We start from the raw sequence: 19,578 nt of genomic DNA on the forward strand, positions 1-19,578 counted from the left end.
ATGGTTCAGCTGGCTGGCGGCTGCGCTTGCAGTTGCGCCATCAGACTGATGTTGTCTTCGATATGCCAATTGGCCGCGATGCGACCGTTGTCGATCTGATAGATATCGGTTGCCCGGAAGTCTACACGCTGGCCCTGCCCTTTGAGAGTCTTGAACGTACCGCTGAAGTGGCCGCGAAAGTGCAGGTGCACCACCACGCGGTCACCGGCAATGATCATTTGCTCGATCTCGCAGCTCAGGTCTGGCACCGCCGTGCGAAAGAACTTCGACGCCAGCAACGGCCCGCTCGGGCCCTGCACCCGCCCTTCTGGCGGGGTCTTGTCGACAAACTGCGGCGACAAGGCTGCCGTGGCCATGGCCTCTTCCCCACTGTTCCAGAAACTGCCGTAACGCCGCGCCGTCAGTTCCATTGCGTCGCGCTGAGCCTTGGGCAGGCTCTGATCGACGATCAGGGTCTGTGGTGCGATCAACGCCGATTCGGCCGAAGCAAACGGACTGGCCAGCAAAGCAGCCGACAGGCCAAGCATTGCCAGGCTCGAACGAGAGGAGAAGATGATGTGCGACATGGGGCGATCCTGATCAGTTAAACGAACGAGCGCCTATCATCAGCATCAGGGAATAAACGATAAACCGGTTAAGAAACGATTAACCTTTAAACAGAATTTAAGAATCGAGACCGCTTAACGGCCTTCGCGAGCAGGCTCGCTCCCACACTGGACCTGCGTTGAACACAAGTCCTGTGGGAGCGAGCCTGCTCGCGAATGAGGACAACCCGGTTTCAGATCACTCCAAAGCCGCCGCCGGCCCGAAGAACTCATAACGGCTCTGCTGCTCCGGCACACCCAGCGCCTTCAAATGCCGCTTGATCGCGCCCATGAAGCCCTTCGGCCCGAGGAAGTAAGCGTCGACATCCCGTTGCGCCGGCAGCCATTCAGCCAATTGCTCTTGGCTGAGCATTCCGACCTTGTCCGCCGCCGGACTCACGCCGTCATCTTCGGCGTAGCAATAGAAGCGCTTGAGCTGCGGATGACGCGCCGCCAGCCCGTCGATCCAGTCGCGGAACGCATGCACGCTGCCGTTGCGCGCGCAGTGGATAAAGTGCACCGGGCGCTCGGTTTGCAACGCCGCTTCGAGCATCGCGAGGGTCGGGGTAATGCCGACACCGCCGCTGATCAGCACCAGCGGTTTGTCGCTGGCAGTCAGGGTGAACTCGCCCGATGGCGGGAACAGTTGAATGCTCGCGCCGACGTGCAATTGATCGTGCAAATGGTTGGACGCACGACCACCCGGTTCGCGTTTGACGCTGATGCGGTACTGACCTTTATTGGCCAGTGCCGACAGCGAGTAATTACGGCGGATTTCTTCGCCATCGAGGATCAGCTGCATGCCGATGTACTGACCCGGCTCGGCGGCAAGAATCGGCCCCTTATCCGCCGGTTCGAAGTAGAACGAGATGATTTCCGCGCTTTCCTCGACCTTGTCCACCACGATGAACTCCCGCGCCCCGCGCCAGCCGCCGAGCGCTTGTTCCTTCTGGTCGTAGATCGCCGCTTCAGCGCCAATCAGGATCTCGGCCAGTTGCCCGTACGCCGCGCCCCACGCGCTCATCACTTCCGGCGTAGCGATTTCGTCGCCAAGCACTTCGGAAATGGCGCGCAGCAGGCAGGTGCCGACAATCGGGTAGTGCTCAGGGAGGATTTGCAGGGCGACGTGCTTGTTGATGATCTTCGCCACCAGATCGCCCAACTGGTCGAGCTGGTCGATGTGTCGAGCGTACATCAACACGCCATTGGCCAAGGCACGTGGCTGGTCGCCGCTGGCCTGATGCGCCTGATTGAACAACGGGCGGACTTCAGGGTATTCGGAGAGCATCATGCGGTAGAAGTGGGTGATCAGCGCTTCACCGCCGCTTTCCAGCAGAGGCACAGTGGATTTGACAATGGCACGATCCTGAACGCTAAGCATAAGAGTGACTCCAGAGCTTTTTTGAGAATTGCCTTAGGCTTATCAGCTTTCATGCCAGATATTTTATCCTTATAAATCAAAAGCTTAATTTTTACGTAGTCATTTAGACACGAAGCACTTTATAGTCATATCGACCACATCGAGTCTCTTTGACTACATACCATGACCGCCAAATCCCTGCTCACCGCTTTACTGCCGCTGGTCTCCGACCTGTCCCGCGAACTGCCCGAAGGCGAACGCTATCGACGCCTGCTCGAAGCCCTGCGCGCCCTGCTGCCGTGCGACGCCGCCGCGTTGCTGCGCCTGGACGGCGAATGGCTGGTGCCCCTGGCGGTGGATGGCTTGAGCACCGACACCCTCGGCCGGCGCTTCAAGGTCAGTGAACATCCTCGTTTCGAGATCCTGCTGGGCGGCGCCGGGCCGACGCGGTTCGCCGCCGACAGCGACCTGCCCGATCCCTACGACGGCTTGGTCGATGGTCTGGGCGATCACCTCGAAGTGCATGACTGCCTCGGCTGCCCGCTGTTCGTCGATGAAAAACTCTGGGGCCTGATCACCCTTGATGCGCTCGATCCGGAGCGTTTCGAGCCGATCGAACTCGACGCCCTGCAAGCGTTCGCCAGCCTCGCCTCGGCCACGGTCAACGCCGCTGAACGTATCGAACGCCTGGCGCTGCGCGCCGAAGACGAGCATCAGCGCGCCGAGGTCTATCGCCAGGCCAGCGGCCAGCAGCAGCGCGAAATGATCGGCCAGAGCAAGGCGCACAAACGGCTGGTGGAGGAAATCAATCTGGTCGGTGGCAGCGACCTGACCGTGCTGATCACTGGTGAAACCGGCGTCGGCAAGGAGCTGGTGGCGCAAGCGATCCACGCCGCCTCGCCGCGATCCGACAAACCGCTCATCAGCCTCAACTGCGCGGCCCTGCCCGATACGCTGGTCGAAAGCGAACTGTTCGGCCATGTGCGCGGCGCCTTCACCGGTGCCACCAGTGACCGTCGCGGCAAGTTCGAACTGGCCAATGGCGGCACGCTGTTTCTCGATGAGGTCGGCGAACTGTCGCTGACCGTGCAGGCCAAGTTGTTGCGCGTGCTGCAAAGCGGCCAGTTACAGCGGCTTGGTTCGGACAAGGAACATCAGGTCGATGTGCGCCTGATCGCCGCAACCAACCGCGATCTGGCCGAAGAAGTGCGCAGCGGCCGTTACCGCGCCGACTTCTATCACCGCTTGAGCGTGTACCCGCTGCGAGTCCCGGCGCTGCGCGATCGCGGGCGCGATGTGTTGCTGCTCAGCGGCTTTTTTCTGGAACAGAACCGCTCGCGCATGGGCCTCAACAGCCTGCGCCTGAGCAGCGACGCCCAGGACGCGCTGCTCGCCTACACTTGGCCGGGCAACGTGCGTGAACTGGAACACTTGATCGGGCGCAGTGCGCTGAAGGCGCTGGGCAACTGCAAGGTCAGGCCGAAGATTCTCAGCCTGAGCGCGGCGGATCTGGATTTGCCGCGTGAGGTTGTGGGTAACTCGCCAGCGCCTGCCTCTGCAGTACCGGCGATACCGTTGATCAGCGGTGATTTGCGCAGCGCCACCGAGCAATATCAGCGGCAGTTGATCAGCGCTGCGCTTGAGCGTAACCAGGATAACTGGGCCAGTGCGGCGCGGGAGTTGGGGCTGGACCGGGCGAATCTGGGGCGGATGGCCAAGCGATTAGGCATGAAGTAATCACTTCATCCAGTTTGAGTGGATTCCTTGTGGCGAGGGGATTTATCCCCGATGTGCTGCGCAGCGGCACCAAGAAATGGGACTGCTGGGCAGTCCATCGGGGATAAATCCCCTCGCCACAGATGATTCTTGCCCTACCCGATAACCGACCTAAAGCCCACCCCGTTAACGCCGATAACCCGGCATCAATAGTTTCTGGCGATTTGCACCCTCGCCCATCACCTTTTTCCACAGAAGGTTTATATGTCTTCCACCAAAGCCCGCGCAGATTCACTTTCGCTTCTTCTGTTTACCTTGCGCAGCGGCAAGCTGATGGCGATCAACCTGCTGAAAGTCAGTGAAATCATCCCCTGCCCGCCGCTGACCAAAATGCCCGAGTCACATCCGCACATCAAAGGCATCGCCACCCTGCGCGGCGCGTCGCTGTCGGTGATCGACCTCAGCCGCGCCATCGGCGAGCGACCGCTGGAAGACCCGAACGGCGGCTGCCTGATCGTTACCGACGTCAGCCGTTCCAAGCAGGGACTGCACGTGCAGGCGGTGAGCAAAATCGTCCATTGCCTGACCACCGACATCAAGCCGCCACCGTTCGGCTCCGGCGGTTCGCGCGCCTACATCACCGGCGTGACCTCGGTCGACGGCACGCTGGTGCAAGTGCTCGACATCGAGAAAGTCATCCACAGCATCGCCCCGGCACAGATCGAAATGGCCCCGACCGACCTGAGCATGGAAGATGCCGAAGTGCTGGGCAATGCACGGATTCTGGTAGTCGACGACAGCCAGGTAGCGCTGCAGCAATCGGTGCACACCCTGCGCAACCTCGGCCTGCAATGCCACACCGCGCGCAGTGCCAAGGAAGCCATCGACTGCCTGCTGGATCTGCAAGGCACCGCGCAGCAGATCAACCTGATCGTCTCCGACATCGAAATGTCCGAAATGGACGGCTATGCCTTCACCCGCACCCTGCGCGAGACGCCGGACTTCGCCAACCTCTACGTGCTGCTGCACACCTCGCTCGACAGCGCGATGAACAGCGAAAAGGCCCGCCTGGCCGGGGCCAACGCGGTGCTGACCAAGTTCTCGTCGCCGGAACTGACCCAGCGCCTGATCGAAGCCGCCAAACACGTCGCTGCCAACGGTCATTGATTCTTGAGCCAGACGTACTGCTTTCTGATGCGGCGCGACCTTCGTCAAGACGTGCCGCCGCCGCACTGGCCGGAAGGCATTGAACTGAGTACTTACCGCCCGGAACTGGCGGCGGCCGTGCATCAACTGATGCAACGCGGTTACCGCGAGGGCGGCGGCCGCGTGCCAGTGCTGAAAGAGTGGCAACAGCGCTTTGAAAGCGATGCCGAATACGATCCCGAGCTGTGCTGGATTGCCACAGACGCCGAAGGCGTGATCGGTGTGGCGCAGTGCTGGACCAGTTCCTACATCAAGAATCTGGTGGTGCATCCACGCGCTCAGGGTCGTGGACTGGGTCGGGCGTTGCTGTTGAATGCATTCAAGGTGTTTCAGCAAAGGCGCGAAGGATTTGTCGATCTGAAGGTGCTGGAAGACAACCTGCGGGCGCAGCGGTTGTATGAGAGTGCCGGGATGATGGTGGTTCGCCGGGAATTGGTGCCAGCCGAATAAAAGTCAAAAGATCGCATTTCTCTGTAGGAGCTGCCGCAGGCTGCGATCTTTTAGCGGCTCATCAGGCAACAAAAGTCTTTAGGCATACTCCAACCTTTGGACTCTCAAGACCAAGGACGCCGCCCCCATGAAAACCCTCACTCTGAGCCTGCTCTGCCTCACCGCCCTCGCCTCCCAGGCCCACGCCTCCAGCCCCGATGCCTGGGCCGCTTACGACAAAACCGTGCTCGCCAGTTGCACCAAGGCCAGCGGCCTGAAAGCTGCGAAACCGGTCGGCAGCCCCGCGCAGTTCGATGACCGCGTCGGCTATACCGCCGTGCTGCTGCAAGGCCAATACCCGCAAAAACACATGAAAGGCCAACAAGGCACCGAACTGTGCCTGTACAACAAAAAGTCGAAAACCGCGTTCGTCACCGAATGGGACTCGATTCATCCGACCGCCAAGCCTTGAGGACTGGCGCACAACTTGCTTCGATCAGCCTCAGCCTGGCGACTTTACGTCGCTGTTTCACACCCTGATTGAAGATTGATCGTGCAATGAATACGACGTTTTCCTGCGTTGGCTGCGGCAAATGCTGCACCGACCACCATGTGCCCCTGACCCTCGCCGAAGCCCGCATGTGGGCGGCGGACGGTGGTCAGGTGATCGTGCTGGTGGAGGCTTTTCTCGGCAACGGCCTGGGCCTGCCGGCGCAGCAGCGTGAACACGCTGAACGACGTTCAGCGGCCGTGCGCAGCGGTACCACCGAGGCCCACGTGGCAATCACTTTCGCCGCCTACAACGTCGGTCGCTGCCGGAATCTTGACGAAGACAACCGGTGCCGCATCTACGAGCGCCGACCGTTGGTGTGCAGGATTTATCCCGCTGAGATCAATCCGCACATCCCGCTCAATCCGGCCGCCAAGGATTGCCCGCCAGAGTCGTGGCAGCAGGGGCCGCTGCTGATTGCCGGCGGGGAGTTGGTTGACCAGGAGCTGTTGGAATTGATCCAGCGCTCACGCCAGGCTGATCGCGACGACATCCGGATCAAGGACGCGATCTGTGCCGCTCTGGGAATTCGAACCACAGCGCTCAAGGGCGATGGGTTCACCGCGTATTTACCGCAGATGGACGCTTTTGCGTCTGTGATCGATCAGGTGTCTTCCCAGCCACTGAACACAGCATCCAGTGAATGGCTGTTTCATTTGTCCGGAGACGACGTGGCCGGGCAATTGCTGGCGGCTGGGGCGCAGGTGGTGACGGAGCCGGCGCAGACGTATGCGTTCATTTCGCTGCGGGCGGCTTGATCCGGAATTTCCGTCAGGGCGAATGGCCCCTTCGCGAGCAGGCTCGCTCCCACAATGGATTGCATTTCAAATGTGGGAGCGAGCCTGCTCGCGAAGAGGCTGGCCCAGGCAACCTCAATCCCGAACCTGTCGCCGCCCCCAGAACTCCCGCGCCAGCAAGCGCAAATCCCCCGCCAACCCCGCCACATCCTCAGAGTTGCGCTGACTCAGCCGCCCCTCATCCACCGTCAATTCGGACGCCGTGCGAATGCTGACGATATTGCGATGGATGTCTTCGCTCACCGCGCTCTGCTGCTCCACCGCTGCGGCAATCTGCAGGCTCATTTCGGTGATCTGCTCGACCCGCTCGCTGATCCCGTCCAGCGCCCGCGCCGCACGCTGTGCCTGTTCGACGCTGTTATCCACATGCTCACTGCTTTGCTGCATCACCAGCACCGCATCGCGCGCGCCGTTTTGCAAGGTGCTGATCATTCGTTGAATCTCGTTGGTCGATTGCTGCGTGCGCCGCGCCAACCCGCGCACTTCATCAGCCACCACTGCAAAACCGCGCCCGGCATCACCCGCGCGCGCCGCTTCGATCGCCGCGTTAAGCGCCAGCAGATTGGTCTGCTCGGCGATGCTGCGGATCACCTCCAGCACCCCGGAAATCTCGCTGCTATGGCCTTCGAGCTGATGGATCACCTCGGTCGCCCGCCGCAATTCCTCGGCCAGACGCAACACCGCACTGCGACTTTCACCGACCAGCCAATGCCCTTCACGGGTTTCCGTATCGGCCAGGTCCGCCGCCACCGACGCCTGCTGCGCATGGCTGGCGACCTGCGCGACACTCGCGGCCATTTGGTGAATCGCTGCCGCCACCTGATCGGTTTCCGCCTGCTGCGCCAGCGAACTGCTGTGGCTTATTTGCAGATGATCAACCAGTTGCGCCGCATGCCCGGCCAACTGTTGCGATGCGTCACCCATACGCCCGACCACCGCGCCGACCTGGGCTTCGAGCATCTGCAGGGCAAACTCGATCTGGCCGAACTCATCGCCGCGCCCGGTGTAAATGCCCTGGCTCAACGGATTGTCCGCAACCTGCCGCGCCCGCTCGCTCAGCCGTTCCAGCGGACGCAGAATCCAGCGCACGCCTAATGCACAAACACTGCTGCCGACGACTAATGCCGTGCCATCGATCCACGCCGACTCCGGACGCAACCAGGCCTCGATCCCCAACACCAGACCCAGCAACGCACTGGCCAACGCCGTGATCCGGCCGCGCAAACCTAACCTGAGCAGCGGCCGCCGTCCCTTCACGTCGCCACGCAACTGCGCATAAACCCGCTCCGCCGCGGCCACCCACCGCGGATCAGGCCGGGTGCGCACCGACTGATACTCCACCGCCACGCCGTTCTGCGTGACCGGCGTGACATAGGCGCTGACCCAATAATGGTCGCCATTCTTGCAACGATTCTTCACCAGCCCCATCCACGAACGACCGCTCTTGAGCGTCTGCCACATATGGGCAAACGCCTGCGCCGGCATGTCCGGGTGACGCAACAAGTTGTGTGGCGTGCCGAGCAATTCGTCGCGGCTATAACCGCTGATCTGAATGAAATCGTCGTTGGCGTAAGTGATCGCGCTGGTCAGATCGGTGGTCGAAAGAATGTTCGCATCCAGCGCCACATCGACGTTACGGCCGGTTACCGAGAGATTGATCTTCATGGAAAGCGCGCTCGTTTTATGGGAAGAGTCGGCAGGGCTGCTGACTCTAAGCGCACCAATTGGTCAAATATTGATCTGGCTCAGGGGATGAGCACTTAGCCATCACTGCGACGGAAAATCGCAGTCGATGGCTGAAGGCGGGATGAAACTCAGCGCTTGCCCATCGAACGGCGGGTACCCGGCGGGGCCATGCCCGGGGTCTTGGTGTGGCCATTCTTGGCGCCGTTCTTATACCACGGCTGATTCGAACCCTTGGCGGCCGCCAGTTCACCCGGTTTGAACGGGAACTTGAACGCCGGGATCTCGGGTTTGGTCTCGCTGGCGTCAGTCAGCTCGGCCGGGACATCGCTCACAGCGTCGTCAACCGGCGGTTGGATCGGGGAAGTCATAAAAGCTCCGCAAAGCAAAAAGTCCGGCCCGAACAGTGAGCCGTGAAGGCGCGCAGTATACCTGCGCGCCCGGACTCGGCACCTGGAGATTTGCAGCGGCTGTCAGGCCGTCTTCGCGAGCAGGCTCGCTCCCACAGGTGGACCGAGTACACCCGCCAGAGATTGGTCAGCTGGCAAGCCGCCATCGCTGGCAAGCCAGCTCCCACAAAAGAGCAAAAGCAAAAGCAAGATCGAAAGATCGCAGCCTGCGGCAGCTCCTACAGGGAAAATTAAGTACAACCCGCACGCGGCGCATGCCGCCCCACTCAACAGGATGAGCGTTAGCTCGGCTGCAGCTCTTGATCTTGATCCACGGGCGACATCGGAAGGCTGAGCGGAGGGATTGATCCGGGCGTGGGAGCGCAGCGACCGTTTGGCGCAGCCAAACACAGCGAGAGGAGGTGCAGCGAAGCAAACCGTAGGCGCTGCGCCCGGATCAATCCCGGAGCGAAGGGACCCCGAGCCCCAGCGAGCGGGCCGAACGCAGGAGCAAGCCTTTTTGGTTACTTTTTCGGCGTCTGGAAAAAGTGACTCGCCGTAAGGGCGAAACCCTAATCAGCAACACCCGCAGAAACGGATATACACCCCGGCGAAACTGACAGCGCTGACAGCCAGCCGTCACCCTCCTGACCCCCAAACAAGTTTATAAAGACCCAACCTGCCCAAACTCCAGCCCTTGGCGCCCCATTTCATGCGAATCAAGAAAAACCAAGCCCTGCTAGCCCTAGTGATCGCCCTGGCCGCCGCAGGCACATGGTGGGCAATGAAACCCACCCCGACCAAACTGGCCATCCCAACCGCCATCCCGGTCCGCGTCGTCACCGTCAGCGAAAAAGACGTCCCCCGCTACACCAGCGGTATCGGCTCGGTGCTCTCATTGCACAGCGTCGTAGTGCGCCCACAAGTCGATGGCATCCTCACCAAAATCCTCGTCAAGGAAGGCCAACTGGTCAAAGCCGGCGACCTGCTGGCCACCATCGACGACCGCTCGATCCGCGCCAGCCTCGACCAGGCCCGCGCGCAACTGGGCGAAAGCCAGGCACAACTGCAAGTCGCCCTGGTCAACCTCAAGCGCTACAAACTGCTCAGCGTCGACGACGGCGTCTCTAAGCAGACCTACGACCAGCAACAGGCACTGGTCAACCAACTCAAGGCCACCGCCCAAGGCAACCAGGCCTCGATTGACGCGGCGCAGGTACAACTTTCCTACACGCAGATCCGTTCACCAGTCACCGGCCGCGTCGGTATTCGTACAGTCGACGAAGGCAACTTCCTGCGCATGACCGACACTGCCGGCCTGTTCACCGTGACCCAGATCGACCCGATCGCCGTGGAATTCTCGCTGCCGCAGCAAATGCTGCCGACCCTGCAGGGCCTGATCAACGACCCGCAGCACGCGCAGGTCAAGGCCTATATCGGCGCCGACACCGACGGCGAAACCGGCAACCTGCTCGGCGAAGGTCACCTGACCCTGATCGATAACCAGATCAACGCCAACACCGGCACCATCCGCGCCAAGGCCGAGTTCGACAACTCCAGCCAGAAGCTTTGGCCGGGCCTGCTGGTGACGGTAAAAATTCAGACGGCGCTGGACAAGGGCGCGCTGGTGGTGCCGCCCACCGTCGTCCAGCGCGGTCTCGATCAACACTTCGTCTATCGCGTGAACGGCGACAAGGTCGAAGCCGTGCAGGTGCAGATGGTTTATCAAGGCAGCGGCCAGGACATCATCAAAGGCGTGAAGGCTGGTGATCAATTGGTCAGCGACGGCCAGTCACGGCTCAAACCCGGCTCTACCGTGCAGGTCATGAGCGAGCCGCCGCAGGTGGTGCAAGCGGAGCCCAAGCCATGAAGCAGCACACAGGCGTCTCCACCTGGTGCATCGATCACCCGGTCGCGACCATTCTGCTGACCATCGCGCTGGTGCTGGTCGGAGTGATTGCCTTCCCGCGCCTGCCGATTGCCCCACTGCCGGAAGCGGAATTTCCGACGATTCAGGTCTCGGCGCAGTTGCCTGGCGCCAGCCCCGACACCATGGCCTCGTCCGTGGCCACACCGCTGGAGGTGCAATTCAGCGCCATCCCCGGCATGACCCAGATGACCTCCAGCAGTGCGCTCGGCTCCAGTCTGCTGACCCTGCAATTCACCCTCGACAAGAGCATCGACACCGCCGCCCAGGAAGTCCAGGCGGCGATCAACACCGCCGCCGGCAAACTGCCCAAGGACATGCCGACGCTGCCGACGTGGAAGAAGGTCAACCCGGCCGACAGCCCGGTACTGATCCTCAGCGTCAGCTCGACGCAAATGCCCGGCACCGAACTCAGCGACCTGGTGGAAACCCTGCTGGCGCGTCAGATCAGTCAGATCGACGGTGTAGGCCAGATCAACATCACCGGTCAGCAACGTCCGGCGATCCGTGTGCAGGCCTCGGCGGACAAACTGGCGGCGATCGGCCTGACCCTCGCCGACATTCGTCTGGCGATCCAGCAGACCAGCCTCAACCTCGCCAAAGGTGCGTTGTACGGCGAGTCGAGCATCTCGACGCTGTCGACCAACGACCAGTTGTTCCACCCCGAGGACTACAGCCAACTCATCGTTTCCTACAAGGACGGCGCCCCGGTTCACCTGCGCGATGTCGCCAAAGTCGTCAACGGTTCGGAAGATGCCTACGTGCAGGCCTGGGCCGGTGATCAACCCGGAGTGAACCTGGTGATTTCGCGCCAGCCCGGCGCGAACATCGTCGAAACTGTCGACCGCATTCAAGCCGCCCTGCCCGGCCTCGAAGCCATGCTCCCGGCCTCGGTGCAGGTGAAAACCCTGATCGACCGCACCCAGACCATCCGCGCCTCGCTGCATGAAGTCGAGATCACCCTGTTGATCGCGATCCTGCTGGTGGTGGCGGTGATGGCGCTGTTTCTGCGCCAGTTGTCAGCGACCATGATCGTCTCGGCGGTACTCGGCGTGTCGCTGACCGCCAGTTTCGCCCTGATGTACCTCTTGGGCTTCAGCCTGAACAACCTGACGCTGGTGGCGATTGTCGTGGCCGTCGGGTTTGTCGTGGACGATGCGATTGTCGTGGTGGAGAACATCCACCGGCATCTGGAGGCCGGCGACAGCATGCGCGAGGCGGCGGTCAAAGGTGCCGGCGAAATCGGCTTCACCGTGGTCTCGATCAGTTTCTCGCTGGTGGCGGCGTTCATTCCGCTGCTGTTCATGGGCGGTGTGGTCGGGCGGTTGTTCAAAGAATTCGCCCTGACCGCAACCTCGACCATTTTGATTTCGGTGGTGGTGTCGTTGACCCTCGCACCGACGCTGGCCGCGCTATTCATGCGCAAACCGGTGCACCATGCCCACGACAAACCGGGCTTCAGCGAACGCTTGCTGGCCTGGTACGAAAAGGGTCTGCGCCGTGCCCTCGCCCACCAGAAACTGATGATTGGCGTGTTCGGCCTGTCGCTGGCACTGGCGATTGCCGGTTACATTTTTATCCCCAAGGGATTTTTCCCGGTGCAGGACACCGGTTTCGTCCTCGGTACCACTGAAGCCGCTGCGGATATCTCCTACGGCGACATGGTGAAAAAACACCTGGCGATGGCCGAAATCGTCGCCGCCGACCCGGCCGTGCAAGCGTTCTCGCACTCGGTCGGCGTGTCCGGCAGCAACCAGACCATCGCCAACGGCCGCTTCTGGATTGCCCTGAAAAAACGCGGCGACCGCGACGTCTCGGCCAGCCAGTTCATCGACCGCATTCGTCCGCAACTGATGAAAGTCCCGGGCATCGTCCTGTACCTGCGCGCCGGTCAGGACATCAACCTCAGCTCCGGCCCGAGCCGCGCGCAGTACCAATACGTGCTCAAGAGCAATGACGGCGCGACCCTCGCCACCTGGACCCAGCGTCTGACGGAAAAGCTGCGCAGCAACCCGGCGTTCCGCGACATTTCCAACGACCTGCAACTGGGCGGCAGCATCACCCACATCAGCATCGACCGCAGTGCCGCCGCGCGTTTCGGCCTGACCGCCAGTGACGTCGACGAAGCGCTGTACGATGCCTTCGGGCAGCGCCAGATCAACGAATTTCAGACCCAGGTCAATCAGTACAACGTGATTCTGGAACTGGACACCAAGCAACGCGGCAAGGCCGAAAGCCTCAATTATTTCTACCTGCGCTCGCCGTTGAGCGGCGAGATGGTGCCGCTGTCGGCGCTGGCCAAATTCGATGCGCCGACCATCGGCCCGCTGTCGATTGCTCATGACGGCATGTTCCCGGCCGCCAACCTGTCGTTCAACCTGGCGCCCGGCGTGGCGTTGGGTGATGCGGTGATTCTGCTCAATCAGGCCAAGGCCGAAATCGGCATGCCGACCGCGATCAGCGGCAACTTCCAGGGCGCGGCGCAGGCGTTCCAGAGTTCGCTGGCCAGTCAGCCGTGGCTGATTCTCGCGGCGCTGGTGGCGGTGTACATCATTCTCGGCGTGCTTTATGAGAGCTTCGTGCATCCGCTGACGATCATCTCGACCCTGCCGGCGGCCGGTCTCGGTGCGGTGATCATGCTGTGGATCTGCGGCCAGGACTTCTCGATCATGGCGTTGATCGGCCTGGTGTTGCTGATCGGTATCGTCAAAAAGAACGGCATCCTGATGATCGACTTTGCCCTCGAGGCGCAGCGCAATCGCGGCTTGCCGCCGCAGGATGCGATTTACGAGGCGTGCCTGACGCGATTCCGGCCGATCATCATGACCACTCTCGCCGCCCTGCTGGGTGCCCTGCCGCTGATGCTCGGTTATGGCACCGGCGCCGAACTGCGCCAGCCGCTGGGGATCGCGGTGGTGGGCGGCTTGCTGGTCAGCCAGATGCTGACGCTGTTTACCACGCCGGTCATATACTTGTGGCTTGAGCGGCTGTTCCACAGGCCCAAACCAATGCCCACGACGGCATTGGCGACTACAGACTGAGGCGGTCATGCGCGTTCTGATTATCGAAGACGAGGAAAAAACCGCGGACTATCTGCACCGCGGTCTGACGGAACAGGGTTACACCGTGGACCTGGCCCGCGACGGCGTCGAAGGCCTGCACCTGGCGCTGGAGAGCGACTACGCGGTGATCGTCCTCGACGTAATGCTACCGGGCCTGGATGGCTTCGGCGTGCTGCGCGCATTGCGTGCGCGCAAGCAGACCCCGGTGATCATGCTCACCGCCCGCGAGCGCGTCGAAGACCGCATCAAGGGCCTGCGCGACGGCGCCGATGATTACCTCGGCAAGCCGTTTTCCTTCCTCGAGCTGGTGGCGCGCCTGCAAGCGCTGACCCGACGCAGCGGCGGGCATGAACCGGTACAAGTGAGCATCGCCGACCTGTGGATCGATCTGATCAGCCGCAAGGCGACCCGTGCCGGCACCCGGCTGGACCTGACCGCAAAAGAGTTCTCGCTGCTCAGCGTGCTGGCGCGCCGGCAAGGCGAAATCCTCTCGAAAACCGCGATTGCCGAGATGGTCTGGGACATCAATTTCGACAGCGATGCGAACGTCGTCGAAGTCGCGATCAAACGGCTGCGGGCCAAGCTCGACGGGCCGTTCGACGAGAAACTGCTGCACACGATTCGCGGCATGGGTTATGTGCTGGAGAGCCGTGGTGTCCAGTAATTCGATTGCCCTGCGTTTAAGCGGGATGTTCACCCTGGTGGCGCTGCTGGTGTTCCTGTTGATCGGCGGCGCGCTGTATCAACAGGTCGACAAGGGCCTGGGCCTGCTCCCGGAAGCGGAGCTGGATGCGCGTTACAGCGTGCTCGAATCGGCGCTCAATCGGTATGGCACGCCTGAGCATTGGGTGAAGATCAACGCCAAGCTCAAGCTGCTCGGCGAAGAAGACAAGCGCATCCGTTTCTGGGTGGTCAGCGCTGATCCTGGTTACGAGTATGGCGAGCCGGACGCGCAAATCCGCGCCTTCGCCCAGGGCCCGACCGGCATGCATGATCTGCAGTTGCCTGAACATCCTTATCCGCTGAAAGTGCTGCTGACCGAGTTGCCGGCCAAGGATCAGCGCCCGCCGCTGCGGTTCATGATCGGCATCGACACCGAAACGTTCCACGAGACCCAACACAAGCTGTTGATCGCTCTCGTCAGCCTCGCGATTGTCGGTGTGCTGATGGCCTCGGCGCTGGGGTACTGGGTCGCGCGAATCGGCCTCAAGCCGTTGATCAAACTGTCGGATGAAGCCCAGCGCCTCGCGCCCCCCCTGCGGGCTGGACGCTTGCGGATGTCGCCATTGCCGCCGGAGCTTGAGCAGTTTGTCGATTCGTTCAACTCCACGCTGGAGCGGGTTGAACAGGCCTACTCGCGGCTGGAGTCGTTCAACGCCGACGTCGCCCATGAACTGCGCTCGCCGCTGACCAACCTGATTGGCCAGACCCAGGTCGCATTGACGCGCGGACGCTCCGCCGAGCATTACTTCGAAGTGCTGCAGTCGAATCTTGAAGAGCTCGAGCGCCTGCGTTCGATCATCAATGACATGTTGTTCCTCGCCAGCGCCGACCAGGGCAGCAAGGCGACCAAACTGACATCTACGTCGCTGGCCGATGAAGTCGCGACTACGCTCGAGTATCTGGATTTCATCCTCGAAGACGCGCAAGTGCAGGTGCACGTCAGTGGCGATGCGCAGGTGCGGATCGAGATCGCACATCTGCGCCGGGCATTGATCAATCTGCTGAGCAACGCCGTGCAGCACACCGAGCCGGGCAAGGTGATTGAGGTGCGCATCGAGGTTGAGGAACATCAGGTCAGCATCGGTGTGGCCAACCCGGGATCGCCGATTGCCAGCGAGCATTTGCCGCGACTGTTCGAGCGCTTCTACCGGGTCGATGCCTCGCGCAGCAACAGCGGCAACAACCATGGATTGGGGCTGGCGATCGTCAAGGCGATTGCGCTGATGCATGGTGGGGATGTGTTTGTGCGCAGTGATCGCGGGATGAATACCTTCGGCATCCACCTCCCCGTTTAATCGCTGATTAAAGTCCCCTGTGGCGAGGGGATTCATCCCCGATGGGTTGCGAAGCGACCCCAAAATCAGCAATCGCGATCTTCCTGACACAACCAGTACAAAGGATTGAGGGCTGCTTCGCAGCCCATCGGGGATGAACCCCCTCGCCACAAGGAATGGAGTCAACCCGTGGTTGATCTTTGCTTTTGCTGTAACAGTCATTTATGAAAATCACGCTGTTTCCCAACGCTCGGCAACCTTATCTTTGCCCGCACCAAACAGCACTTGCCAAGCAAGAAGGTTTTCAAGATGTCCAACAGTATGGGTATTGCCAGCGCTTTCGTTTTGTCCTCATTGATCCTGTCGCCAATGGCGATGGCTGAAGAATCGCAGGCGTTCGTCGCGCAGAATGCTGCTCGCGCTCACGCCTTCGAGCAATCTCAGGCAGAAGTGATGGCCAAGTCGCAAGACGCCTCGCAAGCCCCACAGGCCGCCACTTCCCAGGCTCAAGCGGCCGAGAAAGACAGCTGAGTCGCGCACCGCGAAACATTTCCCTCGACGCGGTTGTTTGGCTCTTCCCGTTCAACCGTCGTCCTTCCAGGCCGCTGCCTTTTCAGCGGCCTTTTTTCGTTGTGGTCTGAAAGCCGTTTGGTTCGTCTGTAACAACAAGAAACATCCCGCACCTCAAGACATTGAAGTGTCAGTTGACCCCAAGGAGCTCCATCGCAAGTGCGTTACCCAGTCAGCTTCACCCCGCTGTTCATTGCAATTGCCGCAACGATTGCCCCCGCCGCCCATGCCGACGAAGCCGCCAGGGAAGGTTTCGTCGACGGCTCGAGCCTCAACCTCAACGCTCGCAACTACTACATGAATCGCAACCGCCTGCAGCAGACGGACGATAACATCGAGTGGGGTCAGGGTTTTCTCGGGATATTCCAGTCGGGTTATACCGAAGGCACGGTCGGCTTCGGCATTGATGCCCACGCCATGCTCGGGCTGAAGCTCGACGGCGGTGGCGGTACCGATGGCTCGAGCATCCTGCCGATCAGCGATGGCAACGGCAAAGCGCCGGGGTCGTTCTCGACCGCAGGTGGCACGTTGAAAATGCGCGCGTTCGATACCGAGTTGAAGGCCGGTGACCTGTTCCTCACCAACCCGGTGATTGCCGGCGGTGAATCGCGCATGTTGCCGCAGACCTTTCGTGGCGTCAGCCTGACCAACCACAGCTTCGACGGCTGGATGTTCGAAGGTGGCCAGGCCAGTTTTACCAAGCCGTACAACCAGAGCGGTCGCCAGCGCATCGGCACCTCGTACGGCAAACTCGCCGAGGGCGACGAAAGCCGCCACCTGAACTGGGCCGGAGTGTCCTGGAGCGGCGTCGAGGGCCTGACCAGCAATCTGTATGCCGCTGAACTGAAGGACATCTGGAACCAGTACTACTACGACCTGGATTACACGTGGCAGTTGAACGATCTGGTCAGCCTCAACCCGGGCCTGCACTTCTATCACACGCAGGACACCGGCGACGCGCTGCTGGGCGACATCGACAACAACACCTACAGCCTGCATTTCACCGTCGGCATCGGCAACCACAGCGTCACCGCTGCGTACCAGCGCGTGAACGGCAACACACCGTTCGACTACATCAGCCAGGGTGATAGCGTTTACCTCGACAACTCGCAGCAGTACTCGGACTTCAACGGCCCCAACGAGCGCTCGTGGAAGCTCAAGTACGCCTACGACTTCGCCGGTCTCGGTCTGCCGGGTCTGACGTCGGCGGTTTCCTATTCGCGTGGCACCGTGGACCTGACCAAGGTCGATCCGGACAGCAAGGGCTATGCCTCGTGGTACAGCGCTGACGGTCGCAACGCCAAGCATTGGGAGCGCGACCTTGATCTGAAATACGTGGTGCAGAGCGGCCAGGCGAAAGATCTCGCGGTGCGCCTGCAATGGGCAACCAACCGTGGCGGCAACGGCTACGGCGCGATCGATACCGACACCGATGAATACCGTGTGATTGTCGACTACCCGATCAACGTCTTCTAAGATCACCTCTAGCTCAGTAACAACTGATCCTTTTTTGAATGGAATAGATTTTGTGGCGAGGGGATTTATCCCCGATAGGCTGCGCAGCAGACCCTTTTTTGGGGCCGCTTCGCAGCCCATCGGGGATAAATCCCCTCCCCACAGTAGATCTGTTTTAGTGTTATCCCCCGCAGTGTTTGTGCAACTAAGCTTATAAGATCCCCCAACTGATAACCCCATCATGATCGCGAGCCGTACCCCACCTCTGGCGGGCAAGCCCGGACGCCCCGAATTGCTGCTGATCTGCGGCAGTTCGCTGACCGTGATCGCGATTCTGTGCATCGTCACTTTTTTGCTGATTCGTGAGCACGCCAACGCTCAGGAATCGGCCACCCGCAGTGCCACCACCATCGCCCAGTTGATCGACGCCGACGTCCTGCGCACGGTCGAGTTGTACGACCTGACCCTGCAAGGCCTGATCGCCGCCGCCCAGCGCGATGACTTGCGCGACGTCACCCCGCAGATTCGCCATCTGGCGCTGTTCGACCGTTCGACCACCGCGCGTTTCAAGGGCGACATCCTCCTGCTGGACAAGCATGGCGATGTGGTTGCCGACTCATCGCGGATCGAACCCAAACCAGGCAACTTCGCCGATCGCGATTACTTCCTTGCCCACGCCTTCAACCGCGATACCGGCATGTTCATCAGTCGCCCGTTCAAGACCCGCTGCGATTGCGACGACGCCAATCAGTGGCGCATCAGCTTCAGTCGGCGGATCTCCTCGGAAACCGGCGAATTCGCCGGAGTGGCGGTGGCGTCGATGAAACTCGACTACTTCGATCAGTTGTTCAACAGCCTCGACATCGGCAAAGACAGCACCCTGAACATCATCAACAGCGACGGCGTGCTGCTGGCGCAGAAGCCGCATCTGCAAAACGACTCCATCGGCAAGAGCTTCGGCAACCGACCCAACGTGGTACGGATTCTCGGCGACAAGGATGGCAGCGGCAGTTTCACCAGCACTTCGAGCATGGATCACCAGCAACGGCTTTACACCTATTCGCGGGTCGGCAACTTGCCGCTGACGGTGATGGTCGCGCTCTCCAGTGATGAGGTGTTCGGCACTTGGCGGCGCACGGCGCTGTTGGTCAGTGGTGCCACCGGCGTGCTGTGTGCCGGGCTGCTGTGGCTGACCTGGCTGCTCGCTCGCGAGCTGCGCTTGCGCCAGCGCGCCGAACGCGAACTGGCGCAACTGGCTGCCACCGATGCGCTGACCGGCGTGGCCAACCGGCGGAGGCTCGATCAGTCGCTGCGCCACGAATGGTTCCGCGCCCAGCGTTCGGGCAAGCCGCTGTCGGTGATGATGATCGATGCCGACCACTTCAAGGCGTTCAACGACCGTCACGGGCATCAGGCCGGTGACCAGGCGCTACGCGAACTGGCCAAGGTGATCACGGCGAACGTGCGCCGCCCCGGCGATCTGGTCGCCCGTTACGGCGGCGAAGAGTTCTCGGTGATTCTCGCCGAGACCGACAGCAACGGTGCCCGGCAAATTGCTGAACACATTCGTCAGGCGGTGGAGCAGATGCCGAAGGTCGAGGGCGCGGACGTGGCAATGACCGTCAGTATCGGTATCAGCACCTGGACATCGGCAGTCGAGATGTCACTGGAGCAACTGCTGTTTGCGGCGGACAAGGCGCTGTATCAGGCCAAGGAGAGCGGTCGCAATCGGGTTGTCAGTTCGTAAGATCAAAAGATCGCAGCCTTCGGCAGCTCCTACAGTTGGAATATCTTTCCCTGTAGGAACTGCCGAAGGCTGTGATCTTTTGCTCTTAATAAGGGCATAAAAAAAG

The 19,578-nt window shown here is 61.1% G+C and carries 16 protein-coding genes; 12 read left to right on the forward strand and 4 right to left on the reverse strand.

Translation table 11 applies throughout. The features are described from left to right. Positions 1 to 5: 5 nt before the first annotated feature. Both HXW87_RS26900 and hmpA read right to left on the reverse strand, forming a co-directional pair. Positions 6 to 566 (reverse strand): ester cyclase, encoded by a 561-nt coding sequence (locus HXW87_RS26900; RefSeq protein ID WP_239778074.1) that lies wholly within the window; start codon positions 564 to 566, stop codon positions 6 to 8. A 217-nt stretch (positions 567 to 783) separates the two neighbouring features. Then, positions 784 to 1,965 (reverse strand): NO-inducible flavohemoprotein, encoded by a 1,182-nt coding sequence (gene hmpA, locus HXW87_RS26905; RefSeq protein ID WP_239778075.1) that lies wholly within the window; start codon positions 1,963 to 1,965, stop codon positions 784 to 786. A 162-nt stretch (positions 1,966 to 2,127) separates the two neighbouring features. On the opposite strand from hmpA, the gene norR reads away from it, so the two are divergent. From norR to HXW87_RS26930, 5 genes are all read left to right on the forward strand, one after another. Beyond that, positions 2,128 to 3,681 (forward strand): nitric oxide reductase transcriptional regulator NorR, encoded by a 1,554-nt coding sequence (gene norR, locus HXW87_RS26910; RefSeq protein WP_239778076.1) that lies wholly within the window; start codon positions 2,128 to 2,130, stop codon positions 3,679 to 3,681. 243 nt (positions 3,682 to 3,924) lie between these two features. Beyond that, the gene (locus tag HXW87_RS26915; protein WP_239778078.1) at positions 3,925 to 4,827 is read left to right on the forward strand and encodes a chemotaxis protein; all 903 of its coding nucleotides are present in this window, start codon (positions 3,925 to 3,927) and stop codon (positions 4,825 to 4,827) included. Between the two features lie 27 nt (positions 4,828 to 4,854). Next, positions 4,855 to 5,316, forward strand: a complete 462-nt coding sequence (locus tag HXW87_RS26920) for an N-acetyltransferase (protein WP_095668362.1) — start codon at positions 4,855 to 4,857, stop codon at positions 5,314 to 5,316. 127 nt (positions 5,317 to 5,443) lie between these two features. Further along, a complete protein-coding gene (locus HXW87_RS26925) occupies positions 5,444 to 5,767 on the forward strand; it encodes a hypothetical protein (protein WP_047296388.1) in 324 nt (107 codons plus the stop codon). A gap of 86 nt (positions 5,768 to 5,853) precedes the next feature. After that, the gene (locus HXW87_RS26930) at positions 5,854 to 6,603 is read left to right on the forward strand and encodes a YkgJ family cysteine cluster protein (RefSeq protein ID WP_095668360.1); all 750 of its coding nucleotides are present in this window, start codon (positions 5,854 to 5,856) and stop codon (positions 6,601 to 6,603) included. A 114-nt stretch (positions 6,604 to 6,717) separates the two neighbouring features. On the opposite strand, the gene HXW87_RS26935 is transcribed toward HXW87_RS26930, so the two are convergent. Both HXW87_RS26935 and HXW87_RS26940 read right to left on the reverse strand, forming a co-directional pair. Further along, positions 6,718 to 8,307 carry a PAS domain-containing methyl-accepting chemotaxis protein gene (locus HXW87_RS26935; protein WP_239778079.1) on the reverse strand — a complete coding sequence of 530 codons (1,590 nt, stop codon included), beginning with the start codon at positions 8,305 to 8,307 and terminating at the stop codon, positions 6,718 to 6,720. A gap of 149 nt (positions 8,308 to 8,456) precedes the next feature. After that, positions 8,457 to 8,696, reverse strand: a complete 240-nt coding sequence (locus HXW87_RS26940) for a hypothetical protein (protein WP_047296393.1) — start codon at positions 8,694 to 8,696, stop codon at positions 8,457 to 8,459. A gap of 730 nt (positions 8,697 to 9,426) precedes the next feature. Here HXW87_RS26940 and HXW87_RS26945 point away from each other — a divergent pair. The 7 genes from HXW87_RS26945 (at position 9,427) to HXW87_RS26975 (ending at position 19,472) form a co-directional block, all read left to right on the forward strand. Further along, positions 9,427 to 10,584, forward strand: coding sequence for an efflux RND transporter periplasmic adaptor subunit (locus HXW87_RS26945; RefSeq protein ID WP_239778080.1), 1,158 nt, complete (start codon positions 9,427 to 9,429; stop codon positions 10,582 to 10,584). Next, the gene (locus HXW87_RS26950) at positions 10,581 to 13,682 is read left to right on the forward strand and encodes a multidrug efflux RND transporter permease subunit (RefSeq protein ID WP_095668357.1); all 3,102 of its coding nucleotides are present in this window, start codon (positions 10,581 to 10,583) and stop codon (positions 13,680 to 13,682) included. Before HXW87_RS26945 ends, HXW87_RS26950 begins: the two co-directional genes overlap by 4 nt. A gap of 7 nt (positions 13,683 to 13,689) precedes the next feature. Continuing rightward, on the forward strand, positions 13,690 to 14,367 hold the full coding sequence (locus HXW87_RS26955; protein WP_007916978.1) for a heavy metal response regulator transcription factor: 678 nt from the start codon (positions 13,690 to 13,692) through the stop codon (positions 14,365 to 14,367). Continuing rightward, positions 14,357 to 15,721, forward strand: a complete 1,365-nt coding sequence (locus HXW87_RS26960; protein ID WP_095668356.1) for a heavy metal sensor histidine kinase — start codon at positions 14,357 to 14,359, stop codon at positions 15,719 to 15,721. The genes HXW87_RS26955 and HXW87_RS26960 overlap by 11 nt, the downstream gene beginning before the upstream one ends. A gap of 288 nt (positions 15,722 to 16,009) precedes the next feature. Beyond that, positions 16,010 to 16,231 carry a hypothetical protein gene (locus HXW87_RS26965; RefSeq protein WP_027612176.1) on the forward strand — a complete coding sequence of 74 codons (222 nt, stop codon included), beginning with the start codon at positions 16,010 to 16,012 and terminating at the stop codon, positions 16,229 to 16,231. A 198-nt stretch (positions 16,232 to 16,429) separates the two neighbouring features. After that, on the forward strand, positions 16,430 to 17,746 hold the full coding sequence (locus HXW87_RS26970) for an OprD family porin (protein WP_121187122.1): 1,317 nt from the start codon (positions 16,430 to 16,432) through the stop codon (positions 17,744 to 17,746). Positions 17,747 to 17,966: 220 nt separating this feature from the next. Then, positions 17,967 to 19,472 carry a sensor domain-containing diguanylate cyclase gene (locus HXW87_RS26975; RefSeq protein ID WP_239778082.1) on the forward strand — a complete coding sequence of 502 codons (1,506 nt, stop codon included), beginning with the start codon at positions 17,967 to 17,969 and terminating at the stop codon, positions 19,470 to 19,472. Positions 19,473 to 19,578 lie beyond the last annotated feature (106 nt).

The sequence above is a fragment of the Pseudomonas sp. Y5-11 genome, from assembly GCF_022368695.1.
In the GTDB taxonomy this organism is placed as follows: Bacteria; Pseudomonadota; Gammaproteobacteria; order Pseudomonadales; family Pseudomonadaceae; genus Aquipseudomonas; species Aquipseudomonas parakoreensis.

What these genes read in the sequence shown, in the direction of transcription:
- HXW87_RS26925 (WP_047296388.1), top strand. Translation starts at nt 5,444, where the DNA reads ATGAAAACCCTCACTCTGAGCCTGCTCTGCCTCACCGCCCTCGCCTCC.
- HXW87_RS26965 (WP_027612176.1), top strand. Translation starts at nt 16,010, where the DNA reads ATGTCCAACAGTATGGGTATTGCCAGCGCTTTCGTTTTGTCCTCATTG.
- HXW87_RS26900 (WP_239778074.1), bottom strand. Translation starts at nt 566, where the DNA reads ATGTCGCACATCATCTTCTCCTCTCGTTCGAGCCTGGCAATGCTTGGC.
- HXW87_RS26975 (WP_239778082.1), top strand. Translation starts at nt 17,967, where the DNA reads ATGATCGCGAGCCGTACCCCACCTCTGGCGGGCAAGCCCGGACGCCCC.
- HXW87_RS26930 (WP_095668360.1), top strand. Translation starts at nt 5,854, where the DNA reads ATGAATACGACGTTTTCCTGCGTTGGCTGCGGCAAATGCTGCACCGAC.
- HXW87_RS26955 (WP_007916978.1), top strand. Translation starts at nt 13,690, where the DNA reads ATGCGCGTTCTGATTATCGAAGACGAGGAAAAAACCGCGGACTATCTG.
- HXW87_RS26935 (WP_239778079.1), bottom strand. Translation starts at nt 8,307, where the DNA reads ATGAAGATCAATCTCTCGGTAACCGGCCGTAACGTCGATGTGGCGCTG.
- norR (WP_239778076.1), top strand. Translation starts at nt 2,128, where the DNA reads ATGACCGCCAAATCCCTGCTCACCGCTTTACTGCCGCTGGTCTCCGAC.
- HXW87_RS26940 (WP_047296393.1), bottom strand. Translation starts at nt 8,696, where the DNA reads ATGACTTCCCCGATCCAACCGCCGGTTGACGACGCTGTGAGCGATGTC.
- HXW87_RS26915 (WP_239778078.1), top strand. Translation starts at nt 3,925, where the DNA reads ATGTCTTCCACCAAAGCCCGCGCAGATTCACTTTCGCTTCTTCTGTTT.
- HXW87_RS26945 (WP_239778080.1), top strand. Translation starts at nt 9,427, where the DNA reads ATGCGAATCAAGAAAAACCAAGCCCTGCTAGCCCTAGTGATCGCCCTG.
- HXW87_RS26920 (WP_095668362.1), top strand. Translation starts at nt 4,855, where the DNA reads ATGCGGCGCGACCTTCGTCAAGACGTGCCGCCGCCGCACTGGCCGGAA.
- HXW87_RS26950 (WP_095668357.1), top strand. Translation starts at nt 10,581, where the DNA reads ATGAAGCAGCACACAGGCGTCTCCACCTGGTGCATCGATCACCCGGTC.
- hmpA (WP_239778075.1), bottom strand. Translation starts at nt 1,965, where the DNA reads ATGCTTAGCGTTCAGGATCGTGCCATTGTCAAATCCACTGTGCCTCTG.